The sequence below is a fragment of the Agitococcus lubricus genome (assembly GCF_003051055.1).
Taxonomy (GTDB): domain Bacteria; phylum Pseudomonadota; class Gammaproteobacteria; order Pseudomonadales; family Moraxellaceae; genus Agitococcus; species Agitococcus lubricus.
Window position 1 is genome coordinate 76955 of sequence record NZ_QAON01000005.1, and the last position, 17039, is coordinate 93993.

The 17039-nt window shown below is 43.2% G+C and carries 13 protein-coding genes; 2 read left to right on the plus strand and 11 right to left on the minus strand.

The features are described 5' to 3' along the window. The 6 genes from C8N29_RS06650 to C8N29_RS06675 all read right to left on the minus strand — a co-directional run bounded on the left by C8N29_RS06650 (position 1) and on the right by C8N29_RS06675 (position 6892). Positions 1-786 (minus strand): Na(+)-translocating NADH-quinone reductase subunit C, encoded by a 786-nt coding sequence (locus tag C8N29_RS06650; RefSeq protein ID WP_107865271.1) that lies wholly within the window; start codon positions 784-786, stop codon positions 1-3. Then, the gene (locus C8N29_RS06655; RefSeq protein ID WP_107865272.1) at positions 779-2056 is read right to left on the minus strand and encodes an NADH:ubiquinone reductase (Na(+)-transporting) subunit B; all 1278 of its coding nucleotides are present in this window, start codon (positions 2054-2056) and stop codon (positions 779-781) included. The genes C8N29_RS06650 and C8N29_RS06655 overlap by 8 nt, the downstream gene beginning before the upstream one ends. A 6-nt stretch (positions 2057-2062) precedes the next feature. After that, a complete protein-coding gene (locus C8N29_RS06660) occupies positions 2063-3397 on the minus strand; it encodes a Na(+)-translocating NADH-quinone reductase subunit A (RefSeq protein ID WP_107865432.1) in 1335 nt (444 codons plus the stop codon). A 674-nt stretch (positions 3398-4071) separates the two neighbouring features. Next, on the minus strand, positions 4072-5541 hold the full coding sequence (locus C8N29_RS06665; protein ID WP_107865273.1) for a glyceraldehyde-3-phosphate dehydrogenase: 1470 nt from the start codon (positions 5539-5541) through the stop codon (positions 4072-4074). Positions 5542-5757: 216 nt separating this feature from the next. Further along, entirely contained in the window at positions 5758-6015 is a 258-nt protein-coding gene (locus tag C8N29_RS06670; RefSeq protein ID WP_107865274.1) for a DUF1244 domain-containing protein, read from the minus strand. 43 nt (positions 6016-6058) lie between these two features. After that, complete coding sequence (locus tag C8N29_RS06675; RefSeq protein ID WP_107865275.1) at positions 6059-6892, minus strand: lysophospholipid acyltransferase family protein; 834 nt, start codon at positions 6890-6892, stop codon at positions 6059-6061. A gap of 425 nt (positions 6893-7317) precedes the next feature. Here C8N29_RS06675 and C8N29_RS06680 point away from each other — a divergent pair, with 425 nt between their 5' ends. After that, positions 7318-8679, plus strand: a complete 1362-nt coding sequence (locus C8N29_RS06680; RefSeq protein WP_107865276.1) for an ABC1 kinase family protein — start codon at positions 7318-7320, stop codon at positions 8677-8679. A gap of 85 nt (positions 8680-8764) precedes the next feature. Here C8N29_RS06680 and C8N29_RS06685 read toward each other — a convergent pair whose 3' ends face one another. The 4 genes from C8N29_RS06685 to galU are packed head-to-tail and all read right to left on the minus strand — an operon-like array spanning position 8765 to position 13988. After that, positions 8765-10141, minus strand: coding sequence for a phosphohexomutase domain-containing protein (locus C8N29_RS06685; protein ID WP_107865277.1), 1377 nt, complete (start codon positions 10139-10141; stop codon positions 8765-8767). A gap of 22 nt (positions 10142-10163) precedes the next feature. After that, complete coding sequence (locus tag C8N29_RS06690; protein WP_107865278.1) at positions 10164-11462, minus strand: nucleotide sugar dehydrogenase; 1299 nt, start codon at positions 11460-11462, stop codon at positions 10164-10166. Further along, positions 11462-13120: a glucose-6-phosphate isomerase gene (gene pgi / locus C8N29_RS06695; RefSeq protein ID WP_107865279.1), complete on the minus strand. Its 1659-nt coding sequence runs from the start codon at positions 13118-13120 to the stop codon at positions 11462-11464. Before pgi ends, C8N29_RS06690 begins: the two co-directional genes overlap by 1 nt. 10 nt (positions 13121-13130) lie before the next feature. Continuing rightward, positions 13131-13988, minus strand: a complete 858-nt coding sequence (gene galU / locus C8N29_RS06700; protein WP_107865280.1) for a UTP--glucose-1-phosphate uridylyltransferase GalU — start codon at positions 13986-13988, stop codon at positions 13131-13133. A gap of 429 nt (positions 13989-14417) precedes the next feature. Between galU and C8N29_RS06705 the strand changes: the two genes are divergently transcribed. Then, positions 14418-15818: an undecaprenyl-phosphate glucose phosphotransferase gene (locus C8N29_RS06705; RefSeq protein WP_107865281.1), complete on the plus strand. Its 1401-nt coding sequence runs from the start codon at positions 14418-14420 to the stop codon at positions 15816-15818. 48 nt (positions 15819-15866) lie between these two features. Here C8N29_RS06705 and C8N29_RS06710 read toward each other — a convergent pair whose 3' ends face one another. Continuing rightward, positions 15867-17033: a nucleotide sugar dehydrogenase gene (locus tag C8N29_RS06710; RefSeq protein ID WP_107865282.1), complete on the minus strand. Its 1167-nt coding sequence runs from the start codon at positions 17031-17033 to the stop codon at positions 15867-15869. Positions 17034-17039 lie beyond the last annotated feature (6 nt).

Sequence of the window (17039 nt, forward strand, 5' to 3'; positions counted from 1 at the left end):
TTAAATACCCCCTTCGCGTACTTTGCTCAAGAATTTTTTATAGCCCATGTCACCCATCCAAAATTGGACGAGATTGGTCACGCCATTACTGGTTAACGTTGCGCCCGATAAACCGTCTACCTGATGAATAGCATCAGGTTTAGCTGGGTCAACATTTCCTTTAATAACTCTGAAATGGGCTTGACCATCGGCAGTGTAAACTTGCTTGTTTACCCATAAGGCTTTCCACTTAGGATTATCGACTTCGCCACCCAAACCCGGCGTTTCGGCATGTTCAACAAAGGTCACACCAATGATGGTATTGCCATCACTTTTTAGGACTAAATAACCATATAAGGTTGACCATAATCCATAACCCGAAATGGGCAGTACCATTTTTTCGACTTTACCTGCGGCGTCGCGCACCACATAAATGTCCGCTTCATTAGCACGGCGACGCAGAGCTGCAATGTCTTGCTCTGGTGTCAATGCAATAGAGCTAGTTGTACTTTTGAGCGCTTTCCGTTGGTCATAAGGGTCGGTCAAATCCACCTGCCGAAATGCACCTGTCTCTAAATTGACGAGATAACGTTGGAACTTACTGAACTCTTGGGCGACACGCGCCTTATCACCCTCACCTTCTGGCAAAACTTGGGCAGCAGCTAAAATGCGACGCTGCTTTTCGAGGGCTTTATTTTCGTCTTGAATTGGTTTTAACAGAGTCACTGCGGCTGCTAAGGCAATAGAGCAAACCACAGAGAGTACGCCCGCAACAACTAGGGTTTTTCCTGTAGATTCTTTAGACATTGCGTAATGCCCTCCGTTTGATATTGGCTTGCATAACAAAGTAGTCAATCAATGGCGCACATAAATTCGCAAAGAGAATGGCTAACATCATGCCTTCGGGATAGGCAGGATTGACGACACGAATCAACACCACCATCACACCAATGACCATACCAAACACCAAACGCCCTGTATTGGTCATCGCTGCCGAAACAGGGTCAGTCGCCATAAACACCATACCAAAGGCAAAGCCACCCAACACTAAATGCCAATGCCACGGCACAGCAAACATGGGATTAGTATCTGAGCCGACTTGATTAAAGATAAATGACATACTTGCCATGCCAATCATCACCCCTGCCATAATGCGCCAAGATGCTACGCGTGTGACTAATAAAACAATCGCGCCTAATAAGATGGCAGCCGTTGAGGTTTCACCAATACAACCCGCTTCAAAACCTAAAAATGCGTCCCACCATGACAGCGGCTGTAAGCCTGTTGCCGTCATATGTTGCACGCCTGTATAAGCAGCTAATTTGGCTTGACCTAAGGCCGTTGCACCCGAAAAGCCGTCTACGCCCAATTTCCACACTTCAGGATTAATCGCCGTCCAAACGGTGTCACCCGACATATAAGCAGGATAGGCAAAAAACAAAAAGGCGCGCCCAGCTAGTGCAGGATTAATGAAGTTTTTACCTGTACCACCAAACACTTCTTTGCCAATGACGACACCAAAACTAATCCCTAATGCGACTTGCCATAATGGCACACTGGGAGGACAAACAAGGGCAAACAGTACCGAGGTGACAAAAAAGCCTTCGTTAACTTCGTGTCCTCGTTTAATGGCAAATAAGACTTCCCAAAAACCACCGACAATAAAGGTGACGGCATAAATGGGGACAAACCACGTTGCGCCATAAATGAGGCAGTCCCACCACGAGTTGGCATCAAAGCCAGCCAATAAACTAATGACAAAATAACGCCAGCCATCAATCGCTAATTCAGGGGTGACAGCCGCATTTTGTTGCATGGCATAGGCTAATGTTCCCAAGGCTTGATTACCGACATTCCACATACCAAAAAACATAGCGGGAAAGGTCGCCATCCATACCAAAATCATAATGCGCTTTAAGTCTACGGAATCACGCACATGTGAGCTGGTATGTGTCACCGAAGGAGGACTATATAAAAAGGTGTCTATCGCTTCATAAAGCGGATACCATTTTTGATAACGCCCCCCCTTTTCAAAATGGGGAGCCATTGCATCTAATTTGTTTCGCATCCATTTCATAATCGTTTAGCCCTCTTTCTCAATGCGGTCTAAGACATCACGGAGGATGGGACCATATTCATATTTTCCCGGACAAACAAAGGTACATAGTGCCAAATCTTCTTCGTCCAACTCTAAACAGCCTAAGGCTTGCGCCATGTCTGTATCACTGACCAGCAAATAACGTAATAACTGCGTGGGTAAAATATCTAAGGGCATAATTTGCTCATATGCGCCTACAGGTACCATCGCCCGTGGACTCCCATTGGTGCTGGTGGTCATATTGAATTTTTTACCCAACCAATGCCCCAAATACACACCCAAGGCAGAAAAGCGGTGTGACCCCAGTTTGATGTAGTGCAGCATCTCACGTTCTGTACCTTCTTCAAGCACGGAGACCTGTAAATGATAACGTCCCAAGTAAATATCGGTATCTTGGGCACGCCGTCCCGATAACACAGACCCCGAAATAATTCGGCTATTATTGCCAAATAATTCACCTGTGGTGAGGTCTAATAACGATGCTCCTAATAATGTACGGACTAATCGAGGTTGACGTACAGAAGGGCCTGCTAAAGCAATCACACGACTACTGTCTAATTGACCTGTCGCAAATAACTTACCTATTGCAATCACGTCTTGATAATTCAAATGCCATACGGTGCGACTGGCAGAGGCAGGATGCAAAAAGTGAATATGTGTGCCTACTAAACCTGCTGGATGTACACCACTAAACTCATGGGCATTAAATTTGCCTGTAGAGAAAGTCGCATTCGCTGCTTTACTGACATAGAGTTTATCCGCCAGTTTAGATACTAATGCCAAACCATCTTCAAAGGCGTGCTGCTCTTGTTGAATCACTACGGCGGGGTCGGCTGCCAAGGGGTTAGTATCCATGGCATTCACAAAAATGGCACTGGCTTGGCTATCGGGGTTAGGGACTTTGCTAAAAGGTCGGGTACGTAAAGCAGTCCATAAACCAGAGGCGACTAATTGCTCAATGACGCCCTCTCGATTCAAATGCTGGAGTTGCTCACGGTTGTAAGCCTTAAAGGAAACAGCATCGGGACTGTTAGCCTCAATGTCAATCACTAAGGATTGAAACACACGTTTAGCGCCACGATTAATAGCACGCACACGGCCTGTCACTGGCGCAGTATAAATAACCAAGGGATTTTTTTTGTCGGCAAATAGCGGCTGTCCTTTGATGACTCGCTCACCTTCCACGACTTTCATCGTGGGCATCATACCGTGATAGTCTGAGCCCAATATTGCTACTGACCGTATTGATGACACATGACTGATTTGTTGTGTGGGTGCACCTGTAATGGGCACCTCCAAACCTCGTTTTATTTTAACCATCATTCCACTCTCGAAACTTAAGAAAATGCTGGTGCAAGCAACGATAAGGGACAAATAACCCCGTTCACAATCGTACAAATAAAGACAGTTTTACACTGAGCAAGGTTAAATAAGTTGTCCTAATATTATCGTTTTATCTCGACACACCGACGCTGGACGCAGGTGTAGGGTCTGTTGACATTTTGATTGTGGTTGCGAAAGAAGCTATTTTTTAGAGAATACGCGGCGTGAATCGCGTAGTTTGGTTACTCCAAATAAGCGATGAGCAACAACGTAGCCTCAAAAAATAGTTCTTTCCCTGTGGGTTGCGTTAAAAATTAACTCACTCTACCTTACAAAACTGGCCAACAGCCCCTAGTACATCACCATGAATTGCTTAGTCGTACAATTTTTTTGCTGGTATCACAGGATGTTGTAGAGCTTAGCACGTTAATCGCCTGATTATAGAGTAATTCTACGCAAAAAAATGGTGATTATCACAGAGGGGGTTGAACAATTGCCTAGGCTCTCTGTTATTGGCTTTGATTTGCCTCAACCAAGAACCGCAATACCGCCACTCATCATGTAATGCGTATGTTTCAGATGCGATAGTAAAACCCTTTTAGCACTAATCCACAGATACAAAAAAAGCCAGACATCATGCTGGCTTTTTTCTTGGTCTACAGCAATCTAGCTTAAGCCGTTAATTGCTCTGCTGGCACAGTCACATATTTAATGCCTGCCATTTGTTCGGCAATACGTTGTACCTGACAGCTATAACCCATTTCGTTATCGTACCAGACATAAACACACGCATGGTTGCCGTTAACAATGGTCGCTTGAGCATCAAAAATACCTGCTGAACGCGAACCAATAAAGTCAGATGAGACAACCTCTGTTGAGCTGGTGTATTCAATTTGACCTTGTAAATTAGAATGTAAGGCAATTTGACGCACGTATTCGTTTAGTTCGTCACGGGTAATCGCGTTTTCTAAGGTTAGGTTCAAAATCGCTAAAGATACGTTGGGTGTCGGCACACGCACAGAATTACCTGTTAATTTACCTTGTAACTCTGGTAAGGCTTTAGCCACCGCTTTTGCTGCACCTGTTTCGGTGATAACCATATTTAATACGGCAGAACGACCACGACGGTCAGCTTTATGGTAGTTATCAATTAAGTTTTGGTCATTCGTGAAAGAGTGAACCGTTTCTACGTGACCTGAAACAACATGAAACTTATCATTCAATACTTTGAGCATCGGTGTAATAGCGTTTGTGGTACACGACGCCGCAGAGATAATTTTGTCACTGTCTAAAATATCTTTACTGTTAACGCCATACACCACATTTTTGATGCTGCCTTTGGCAGGTGCAGTTAAAATCACACGTGCCACGCCAGCGCAAGTTAAATGACGGCCTAAGCCTTCTTCGTCCTTTAATTTACCTGTGTTATCAATCAAAATAGCATTGTTAATGCCATATTGAGTGTAATCAACCTCTTCTGGCTTACTGGCATAAATGACTTTAATGAAGTTACCATTGGCAATAATGGCTTCGTTTTCTTCATCAACCGCAATCGTTCCCTCAAAAGAACCGTGAATAGAGTCACGACGTAACAAAGACGCACGTTTGGCTAAATCACCTTCTTGAGTTTTACGCACCACAATCGCACGTAAACGTAACCCTTGGCCATTTCCTGCTTGTTCAATAATTAAACGTGCCAACATACGACCAATACGACCAAAACCGTATAAGACCACGTCTGTAGGCTGTGTATTGGCAGGACTAAAGCCGATAACACTGTGTAATTGCGCACGCAAAAAGTCAGCAACACTGAGGCTCTTATCGCTATTTTTGTAGTCAATCGCAATTTTGCCTAAATCAATTTTGCAAGACTGAATATCACTCATTTGTGCTAAGGCTTGGATAAACGGTTCGGTATCGACAACAGATAACTCACCTGCAATCATACGTACACGACGATGTACTTTGAGCATTTGAATGACTGAGCGATTCACTAAGCTACGGCTAAACACCTGAACAATCACGTTTTGTTCACGGTATAATTTACCAATGATAGGAATCAAATTTTCAGCAATCGCTTCGCGATTTTTCCAACGAGCAAAATGGTCTTCTTGCAAGGCTTGAATGCTAACTACAGTCACAAGCGTGTCCTCATATCAACGGGGGTAAGTATGACTATTGATTGTATCTTGGTCTGTTGATAAACCATACACAAGACAAAATCAGTGTGACCCGTCTAGGTTATCTATACAGGTCGTAAAAAGTGGCGCGTATTCTACTGTGTTTTGTAGAAAATGTCAGTTTTTCTCCTCAGTTTTGTCGTAACTGGCGGCGAATATCAAGACAAGTATCCGTGTTTATTTTTGATATTTGATTTTCCACTCATCGTAAGGCATACCATAAATATAATGCCGTGCTTGGTCATAATCTGTGCTCAAGCCACGTTCCTCTGCGGCTGCCTTGAGCCATTTGGCTAAACAATTACGGCAAAACCCTGCTAAATTCATTAAGTCGATATTTTGTACATCGGTATGTGTTTGTAAGTGCGCCACTAATTGACGAAAGGCCGCCGCTTCTAGTTCGGTCTTGGTTTGGCTATCTAATGTTTCAATCATCGTTATTCCTCATCGAGCGCAGACAGATGGTCTCCATCAGCGCCTATCGTTTGGTTAATTTTCTACGCCATAATGGCCAAGTCGCATAATCTTGTTCACGACGCTTAAACAAATCGGCCATCATGCCATAAATAGCGTCTTCGACTTGGGTGCGCACTTGCCATTGTGCCGCCTTGTTGTCTGCTTGTACCTGCCAATGCTGTGTATTAATGCGCTCGCCAAAAGCAAAGTAAAATTTTTCTGGGCGCGGCAACAGCCCTACGCCTGTGGTAATCGGCATGAAATTATCTCCATGACGGAAATACTTAGCGCTCAAGCCCGTTTTTGTTAACCAACGCCCCAACGCTGACTGCTGAAAATCTTGCGCATCATAGTGGATATCAAAGGCATCATCTGCCCCGACAGCCGCAAAAGGAATAATATCATAGCCTTGCTCCATCGCCATTCTGGCAAAGCCGGTTCGCTCCTTCCACACCAATTGATATTGTTCGCCTTTATTTTTCATGACCTCTCGGCCACCACCTGGATACACTAAAATATGCTCTTTTGCTTCCATCAACAATCGACAATTCTCTGGAGTGCCTGCAACACAACCATTTTGCCATAACACATCACGCCAAAGCGGAATTCTAAAATGAATATAATCGCCTAAAGAACGTAAAAAAATACCTTTATGCTGCAATAGTCCAAGCACCATCAAAGGGCCATCTAAGGTGCCATACAAGGTATGATTACCGACGTAGAGTGCAGGTTTTGTGCTATCTAGATTGTCTAAACCCACAAAGACGGGGTCAAACCATGCTTTTTGCAACCAAAGTTGGGCTTGTAAATATTTAAGTTGCGGGGGAATAAAGGTCAATGGATGAAAATTGGACATCTTTTCTTCTCTATTATGGCAATTATGTGGATGATTATAGTTAATAATCTGAACGCAATAAGGCCAAACTACCTGTCATTTGTCACTGTTCACTCACAAACATAACTGCTAGTTTGCGTCAATCGTCAAGACTTTTACGACAATAGCCGTTATCCTGTCGGACAATCGGTGCGCAAACTTGCAAAACTGCGTTACAATATGCCGACTGGCGCACACTCCTCACGGTTGAGTGTCTGATGAGTTCTCTCTCAGCAATACGCGCCTGCATTCAGGGCTGAGGCACATAATTTTTACCCTTTAGTTGAGTTAGTTAGAGGCTGTGTATTATTGTGCGACCGATGTTCAAACGTCATTATCACGTCTCCATTCTACCGCTTACTACAAACATTATGTGCGTCAGTCTTATTTTTAGTGGAACTTAGCTCATGAGTGAAAAGTTACAGCACCTAAAAACAGGTGGATTTGAACGTCGATGGTCTTTGGCCAAAGCCAGTATTGTTGCGGGAACACGTTTTGCAACTGCAAGTGCCAGCACCTTATTTAGTGATGAAGCCACGCGGGAGCAAAAACGCAAAAAAAGCCTAGCCGAACAAGCCGAGTACCTTGTGAGTGAAATGGGTAAGCTGAAAGGCAGTATCGTTAAGATTGGTCAAATGATGGCGCTATATGGCGAGCATTTTTTACCCGAAGAAGTCACTCGTGCCTTTCATCAACTCAATGACAAAACTATCGCATTAGAATGGACAACGATTGAAACCCACATCAAACAAGAGTTAGGGGAAAAACGCTTTAACGAGCTGGTGATTGACCACGAACCCTTAGGAGCAGCCTCATTAGCCCAAGTGCACCGTGCACGACGTAAAAGTGACGGCTTGGAAATTGTCTTAAAAATTCAATACCCTGGTGTTGCCGATGCGATTGATTCCGACCTTAGCCTTGTCGCACAAATGATGCGTATTGCGCGTGTTGTGCCACAAACACGCGAATTTGAGGAATGGCTCGAAGAAGTGCGGATGATGATGCACCGTGAAGTCAACTACCCTCAAGAGATGGAAACTACTCGCTTATTTAGAGAACATCTGCGCGGCGATGAACGTTATATTGTCCCCAAAGTCTATCCCGAATACTCAACACCTCGCATCTTAGCGATGTCTTACGAACACGGTGTACCCATTAATAGCAATGCTATTATGACGTTAACACAAGAGCGTCGTAATCGGTTGGCTGCTGCCTCTTTAGAAATTTGTTGTCGTGAGGTATTTGAATGGGGAGAAATGCAAACCGACCCCAATTTTGGTAATTATCTGGTTCGTTTAGGTGATGGTACGACCACACCAGACAAAATTATTTTATTGGACTTTGGCGCTGTCCGTGATTTTCCAGATGACCTCTTGAGCTTAGCACGAACACTGACTAAAGCCTCTGTTTTACGGCAGCGTGATGTCATGCTGAGTGCCATGAAGGGGTTTGGCTTTTTTGATAACATGCCTGTTGAAGTCAAAAATAGCATTACCGATGTTTGCTTCTTGGCGGTTGAGCCTTTTACAGACTTAAGTGATGCCCCCAAAGACACTATCAATGCCGAAGGCAAATATATTTGGGCAAAAAGCAACTTGCATGGTCGTGTATTAGGCAAAGCCACAAAATCTGCGGCAACACGCCATTTTAGTGTACCACCTAAAGAGTTGATGTTTATTAGCCGTAAGTTTATTGGGGCTTACACCTTTATGACGGTGATTGATGCGCAAATTTATGCCTATGATATTATTAAACCGTTCTTGAAATAAAATTCACACTATAGCCCCTTCGACTATGCTCTGGGGGCTTTTAGCTCACTGAGCATAGTCGAATGGTAGCTGAGCGTAGTCGAAGCTACGCCACTAATAAAGTCTTTAGCTCTGCAACCTTCTCATTTAACAAAGTCACATCGCTTTTGGTTTCTACATTTAATCGCACAACAGGCTCGGTATTAGAGCTACGCAAATTAAAACGCCAATTGCCGAAATCCAAGGAAATACCATCTAAGGTACTTAATTGGTGTGGTTGCACTGCATAATGCTGCTGAACACGAGCAATCGCTTCCTTGGCATTATTAATGGTAAAGTTAATTTCGCCACTACAAGGGAAATCCAACATACACTGGTCAACCACTTGCGATAATGAGCGACCATCTTGTGATAACAACTCTACTAATAACAGCCAAGGAATCATGCCACTGTCGCAATAGAAGAAATCACGGAAATAGTGATGTGCTGACATTTCTCCGCCATATACCGCATCGACTTCACGCATTTTATCTTTAATAAAGGAGTGGCCACACTTACTAACCACTGCACGGCCACCATGCTGCTGAACTTTTTCAATGGTGTTCCATTCAAGGCGTGGGTCATGAATAATGGCCGCATTGGGTGACTTCTTCAATAATTGCTCTGCCAACAACCCAACCAAATAGTAACCTTCAATAAAACGACCATTTTCGTCAAAGAAGAAACAACGGTCAAAATCGCCATCCCATGCGATACCAAAATCTGCCTTTGCCTGAACCACGGCATTTGCCGTCACTAATTGTTGCTCGGCTAACATCGGATTGGGTACGCCATGAGGGAAGTGACCATCAGGTTGATGATGTAAACGCGTCACCTGTAAGGGTAAATGTGCTGCTAAGGCATCAAAAAATGGGCCTGCACAACCATTACCCGCATTGACTAAGACATGCAACGGTTTAACCTTGCTAACATCAATTAAAGATAATAATTTGGCGACATAACCTGCTAATACATCTTGCTCACGGTGTAAATGCATAACAGGAACATATTGGCTAGGCTCAGAAACGTCTGCCATTAAACGAATGGTTTCTTGTTCAATTGCGCCTAAACCACTGTCACTACTAATGGGTTTGGCTTCGGCTTTCACCATTTTTAAGCCGTTATAATCCGCAGGATTGTGGCTTGCCGTCACCATAATGCCACCGCCCATCCCGACTTGGCCAGCCGCATAATAAATCATTTCGGTGCCACAAAAGCCAATATCGACGGTTTGTACGCCCTCAGCATTTAAGCCCGCAATCAGTGCTTGACTCATCGGTTTACTGGACAATCGAGCATCTTGGCCAATCGCTATGGGTGCAATTGGCTGCAATACGCGCGCATACGCGCGGCCAATACAGTAGACCATAAACTCATTTAATTGGTCTGGCATACGACCACGAATGTCATAGGCTTTAAATGCAGGCAGTTTCTGTTGACTCATGTCTATAATCCTAATTTATTGCTTAAATGGCTTCGCCACGTCCAATGGCAAAATATCTAAATCCTTGCTCTAACATAAAATCGGGTTCGTAAATATTACGTCCATCAAAGACCACGGCTTGTTTTAGATTCTGTTTTAACAATTCAAAATCAGGGTTCCAAAACTCATCCCAAGCCGTCACAATGACTAAAGCATCTGCATGTTTTACGGCACTAGCCGCACTCTCTGCAATGGTTAATAACGGTTGTTGGCCATACATTTCATGTAAGGACACTCCCGCCATAGGGTCATAAACCGTTGTTTTACAGTCTTGCGCCCATAACGCTTCAAGCAAGGGGTGAACCACTGAGTTTTCTAAACTGGCGGTGCCTGCCTTAAATGCCGCTCCCCAAATAGCAATATTTAAGCCTTGTAGGCGACCATGAAAGAACCGCCAAATTTTACGGAATAAGATTTCCCGTTGTGACTCATTGATGGCTAATACCGCATCAATTAAACCTGATGTGTCTAACTCTTCTTTCATGGTTTTAGCATAACTGAGTAAGTCATCTGAAAAGCTGGGGCCTCCAAAACCACAACCAGGTTGCAGATAATCGCCACCAATACGGGGATCTGCCGCTAGCCCTTCACGCACCAATTCTATATCGACACCGAGTTTTTCTGCTAAGGCAGCCATTTCATTGATAAAACTAATCCGTGTGGCCAACATCGCGTTAATTCCGAGTTTGATTAACTCGGCGGTGGTGTGTGGAACAACCATCACATGTGTTGCTTGACGGACAAACGGCCGCATTAACTCTAAGGTCTGACGTACGGCCATACCACTGTCATCACCACTCACAAGTAACATTGATGGTTTAGCAAAATCAGTCAATGCAGTCCCTTCGCGACCAAATACGGGCAATCCAACCACATGTACGCGCTGGCGTAAGTCCAAATGCGTTGCTTTTTGATTCGCTATATCTTGTAAATAGTCCAAACTGCCAACGGGCAAAGTAGATAAGACCAAAAACAAAATATCTGTCTTAGCATCGGAGTTACTGAGAATAGCTGCCGTGAGTCGTTCAATTTCTTCTAAAACGACATCTAAAGCAATTAAATGGATATTGATATGGCGAGGCAAGTCCTCAGTCAACGCTGTAATTTGTAAGCGCCCTGCTTGCTGCTGTTGCTCTAACAGTGGTAATAATCCAGGTTCGCGGGCGGGTTCAAAGGTATAATTTGCCTTATCCACGCGCATAACGACATTGTTGCCAGTCTCGGCGAGTTTAGCTGCCGAAACCCATGCTAATAAAGTATCGCCATGTACACAAATTTTCATTAGGCCACTCCTTGTGTCACATCAGCAATAATTTTTAAGAGATTGAGTGTTGAGGCGTCAAAACTGGGATTATGCTGACCTGCTAAGGCTTGTGACATTTTATCAGCAATTTTTTTACCTAACTCCACGCCCCACTGGTCAAAGGGATTGATATCCCAAAGCACAGACATGACAAAGACTTTATGCTCATATAAAGCAACTAAAGCACCTAAGGTATAAGGGGTTAATTCATCAAGTAAAATAGTTGTCGAGGGCTGATTACCACGATAACGCTTAAAATTTGGCGTATTAGCGTCACTATCTGTACTCGCATCGCCCAACATTAAGACCCGTGATTGCGCCAAACAATTGGCTAAAGCGAGTTGATGTTGGGTTTGTAAAGACTTATAGGCTTCACTATTATGGCTAAGCCCCGTATAACGCTTAATAGGTGCAATAAAGTCACAAGATACAGGTTGCGTACCTTGATGCAACAACTGATAAAACGCATGTTGCGCATTAGGCCCTACTTCCCCCCATAACACAGGGCAAGTGGAGTGCTCTACAGGTAACCCTTGTTTATCCACAGATTTGCCATTACTTTCCATTTCCAATTGTGACAAATAAGAAGGGAAATATTTCAATCGACCATCATACGGTAAGACGGAGTGTGCGCGAATATCTAAAAATGTGGCATTCCATACGCCCACCAACCCCAATAAGGCAGGCAAGTTTTGGGCAATCGGTTTGTCACTAAACTCTTTATCCATAAAGTGTGCGCCTGCTAACATCTGCTCAAAGTTAGCCATGCCTACTTTGAGGGCAACAGGCAAACCAATACCTGACCACAATGAAAAACGCCCACCAACCCACTCCCAAAATAAAATTTGGTTCGCTTCTGGAATGCCCCATGCAGACATTTTTTCGGGCTTGGTTGAGACACCAATAAAGTGATGAGCAACGACCAACTCTTTATCACCCATCGCTTTTAACATCCATTGTAGCGCCGTATGGGCGTTAGATAAGGTGTCAATCGTGGTGAAAGATTTAGATGAGATGATGAATAAAGTCGTTTCTGGCCGTAAAGTACCTAACAAATCAGCAACCTGCGTGCCATCGATAGAGCTGACGAAATGAATATGCAAACGTGTGGCTTCTTCAGGAACAAACTCATTAAGCGCCTGACACGCCATAAACGGACCTAAGTCTGAGCCACCCACGCCAATATTGACCACATCCGTAATAGCACGGCCAGAAAATCCTCGCCATTGTCGAGAGTGAATACGGCTAACAATACTGCGCATTTTTTCTAGACTATCGTGTACATCAGGGACAACATCAATACCATCAACCATTAAAGTTTGGTCTTTAGGTAAGCGTAATGCGGAGTGTAATGCGGGTCTTCCCTCGGTATTATTGACAGCCTCGCCTTTCACTAGCGCGTTAATTGCCGAAGGTAAACCAACCGTTTCAGCCAGCTTTACTAAGCCTTTTAGAATCGGTACATCTAATTTTTGCTTAGAAATATCCAGCAACATAGGCCCCGAACGAAAAGTTAAAGCCTGATTGCGCTCGTGGTCATGTGCCAAATCACGTAAATGCGTATGTTGCATGGCTTTTGCTTTACCTTGCAAATAGCACCATTCAGTCAACTCCGAACGTGGAATTTTATCTATCATCTTCAGTAACCTATTGCGTTTTTAACCATGCTGCAAAACTTTGTCCCACTTCTGTATCTCGCAATCCTAAAGCAACATTGGCCTGCAAATAGCCCAATTTGCTACCACAGTCATAACGCACACCTTTAAAGCGATGTGGTCTAAAATGCTCGCTAGCTAATAAACTCGCAATGCCGTCCGTTAATTGAATTTCACCACCTGCACCGGGTTTAACTTCTGTCAGTGCTTCAAAAATGGCACCCGGTAATACATAACGCCCAACGACAGCTAAAGTACTAGGAGCAACCTCTGGTTTTGGTTTTTCGACCATGGCCACAATCCGCCCTTCCTCATTCAAAGATACCACTCCGTATTTATCGGTTTTATCACGAGGAACTTCTTCTACTGCTAAAGAATAGGCTTGTTCTTGGTTGTATAATGCAACCATATCAGCCAAACACCCCCCTTGCGTATCATCGATAAAGTCATCGGGTAACATCACGGCAAAGGGTTGATTACCAACAATTGGCTGTGCACATAATACTGCATGTCCCAAACCTAAGGCTTTAGGCTGACGGACAACAGCCAAGGTCATACCATTTGGCAAGGTAGTTTTAACCGCGTCTAACATGGCTAATTTGCCACGTTGCTCGAGCGTTGCCTCCAACTCGAAATTCACATCAAAATGATCTTCAATGGCACGTTTACTGGCGCTTGTCACCAATACGACTTGTTTAATACCTGCTTTATGCGCTTCTTCCACTGCCAATTGAATCAAAGGCTTATCTAACACGGGTAACATTTCTTTAGGAATAGCCTTGGTTGCTGGTAAAAACCGGGTACCTAAGCCTGCCACAGGTAAAACGACAGATTGAATAGAAGCTCGCACAAAAACTCTCCTTTTCAGCTTCAATAGAGGGGATATTGATAACCATGAACAAGATACATAAGACGGACTATCTTGGTCATTAAAATTCGGCTAAGACTACCATACACCGATAAACTTGTGGTACAGAAAAGGTAGGAGAATGTTTTAGTAACTCAAAACAGTCTGTTATTTAATAGCATGTCTAAAGATGGACTTAGAGTAGAATTAGTCATCTGAGGCAATATATTGTGATAGACTTCACTTTCTGTTCTACATACCTACAAAATGTAACAAATAGCATTTAATAAACTCATAAAGTCGACCAACTGCAATTGCTCGACTCCCATACCTTAGTTAAAATCAGTGACGCATCTTGAACAAAATGCAGCTTTTTGTATTAAATTTACATCGGTTGTCGCGGTTTTTCTGCATTTTCATGGAGTAGGTATAATGCAAGCAACGCCCAGCATTCTCAGTCCTCATCACAAGTTATTGGACTTTATGAATCGCCTCGCGGATATCTTTTTTCTTGGGCTTGCCCTTTCACTCACGCTGACCCAACTTGATAAAAGCTGGGGACAATCAGCAACTTTATTATTACTGTTTTCTATTGTTTATTATCAATTAGCAGCTGCCCTAATTGGTATCTATGGGTCTCAACGTAGCATTAAGGTTCGTGAGCAAATGCTGCAAACGTTGTTAGCATTAGCAGGCACCTTTGCTCTAGTCGCCATGACTTCGAACCTTAGTAATCGTCTTCATTTTTTAGCTGATAGAGAGTTTTTACTATTTTGGGTCATCCTAAGTGCCCTATTATTAACAGCTTGGCGTCTGACAACACGTGTTGTTCTAACCGCCATTCGACAACACGGTATTAACACGCGCAAAGCAGCTATTGTTGGCTGTAATGCCTTAGGACGTAGTTTAGTACAACGCTTTCATAATAACCGTTGGATGGGTATTGACCCAGTTGCCTTTTATGATGACCATGCCGACAGCACCACAATTGATGGTATCACTGTGCATGGTCGGATTGCTGATGTTTTAGAAGATGCTCGGTATAATAAATTTGACCGTATTTACATTACCTTGCCGATGTCTGAACAAGCCAGTATCAAGCAACTCATCGATGGTTTAGCCGATAGTACAACCAATGTTTTTTTAGTTCCTGATGTTTTTGTCTTTGATTTAATGAACTCTCGTCAAACCAGTATTGATGGCTTACCTGCAATCAGTATTTATGATACACCCTTCAGCTTTGCAGACAGCGTCGTTAAACGAGGCTTTGATATCTTTGCAGGTTTAGGCATTTTATCGATTATTGCTTTACCCATGCTAGTCATTGCTGTTGCAGTCAAAATGACATCCAAAGGCCCTATTGTTTTTAAACAAATTCGTTATGGTTTAGATGGCAAACCGATTGAAGTTTGGAAATTCAGGTCCATGACCACGATGGACAACGGCAATGTCGTGAAACAAGCAACCAAAGGCGATAGTCGAATTACACCACTTGGTGCATTTCTGCGTCGTACTTCACTAGACGAACTACCTCAATTTATCAATGTCTTGCAAGGACAAATGTCTATTGTTGGCCCTCGCCCGCATGCCGTTGCTCACAATGAAGAATACCGTAAACTCATTAAAGGCTACATGTTACGCCATAAAGTTAAACCAGGAATTACAGGCTGGGCACAAATTAATGGCTGGCGCGGCGAAACCGATACCTTAGATAAAATGGAAAAGCGTGTAGAATATGACTTAGCTTATATTCGTAATTGGACTGTGTGGTTAGATATTAAGATTGTGTTTTTAACGGTATTTAAGGGCTTTATCAATAAGAATGCCTACTAAAATCACTGATAAGAAAGTGCGGCCATAATCCGCACTTTCTTATGATAGTTAATCGCTACCAAACAAATCTCGTGTATACACTTTATCTTTTACGTCAACTATCTCATCCGCCAACCGATTAGCTACAATCACATCCGCCATTTGTTTGAATAACGCTAAATCACGCACAATGTCAGAATTAAAGAAAGTGTCCTGTTCTAAGACGGGTTCATAAACAATCACTTTTATCCCTTTCGCTTTTATGCGCTTCATCACGCCTTGAATTGCCGAAGCCCGAAAATTGTCTGAGCCCGATTTCATCACTAGCCGATAGATTCCTACTACTTTAGGCTGTTTTTTAATGATTGCATCCGCAACAAAATCTTTACGGGTGCTATTCGCATCTACAATAGCACGAATAATATTGCTCGGTACTTGGCTAAAATTAGCCAATAGCTGTTTAGTATCTTTAGGCAAGCAATAGCCGCCATAACCAAACGATGGATTATTATAGTGTGCCCCAATCCGTGGGTCTAAACCTACTCCTTCAATAATTTGGCGTGTGTTTAATCCGTGTGTCTCCGCATAAGAATCTAGTTCATTAAAATAAGCTACTCTCATCGCCAAGTAAGTATTCGAAAATAATTTAACAGCCTCTGCCTCTGTAGAATTCGTGAATAAGATGGGGATATCTTTTTTAAGTGCCCCTTCTGCTAATAAATTAGCGAATTCTTTTGCTCGCTCAGATTGCTCGCCAACGATAATCCGTGATGGGTATAAGTTATCGTATAAAGCCTTACCTTCTCTTAAAAACTCAGGGGAAAAAATGACATTCTGACACGATAAGGTTTGCTTAATGCGTGCGGTGTATCCTACGGGAACTGTAGATTTAATAACCATCACGGCATCTGGGTTGATACTCATGACGTCCTGAATCACACTTTCTACAGAATGCGTATTAAAGTAATTGGTCTCAGGGTCATAATCGGTCGGCGTAGCAATAATCACAAAACGGGCATCTTTATATGCCTCCATTTTGTCCAAGGTAGCGCGAAAATTAATTTCTTTTTGACTTAAAAAATGCTGTATTTCTGTATCTACAATGGGAGACTGCTGACTATTCAACATTTCTACTTTTTTAGGCATAATGTCAATAGCTACTACTTCATTTTTTTGCGCTAGCAACATCGCATTAGATAACCCTACATAACCTGTCCCAGCAATCGCAATTTTCATAAACAC

Bases quoted from the DNA above. Each gene is read 5' to 3' on its own strand.
- C8N29_RS06650 (WP_107865271.1), bottom strand. From the start codon at position 786: ATGTCTAAAGAATCTACAGGAAAAACCCTAGTTGTTGCGGGCGTACTC.
- C8N29_RS06655 (WP_107865272.1), bottom strand. From the start codon at position 2,056: ATGAAATGGATGCGAAACAAATTAGATGCAATGGCTCCCCATTTTGAA.
- C8N29_RS06660 (WP_107865432.1), bottom strand. From the start codon at position 3,397: ATGGTTAAAATAAAACGAGGTTTGGAGGTGCCCATTACAGGTGCACCC.
- C8N29_RS06670 (WP_107865274.1), bottom strand. From the start codon at position 6,015: ATGATTGAAACATTAGATAGCCAAACCAAGACCGAACTAGAAGCGGCG.
- C8N29_RS06675 (WP_107865275.1), bottom strand. From the start codon at position 6,892: ATGTCCAATTTTCATCCATTGACCTTTATTCCCCCGCAACTTAAATAT.
- C8N29_RS06680 (WP_107865276.1), top strand. From the start codon at position 7,318: ATGAGTGAAAAGTTACAGCACCTAAAAACAGGTGGATTTGAACGTCGA.
- C8N29_RS06685 (WP_107865277.1), bottom strand. From the start codon at position 10,141: ATGAGTCAACAGAAACTGCCTGCATTTAAAGCCTATGACATTCGTGGT.
- C8N29_RS06690 (WP_107865278.1), bottom strand. From the start codon at position 11,462: ATGAAAATTTGTGTACATGGCGATACTTTATTAGCATGGGTTTCGGCA.
- pgi (WP_107865279.1), bottom strand. From the start codon at position 13,120: ATGATAGATAAAATTCCACGTTCGGAGTTGACTGAATGGTGCTATTTG.
- C8N29_RS06705 (WP_107865281.1), top strand. From the start codon at position 14,418: ATGCAAGCAACGCCCAGCATTCTCAGTCCTCATCACAAGTTATTGGAC.
- C8N29_RS06710 (WP_107865282.1), bottom strand. From the start codon at position 17,033: ATGAAAATTGCGATTGCTGGGACAGGTTATGTAGGGTTATCTAATGCG.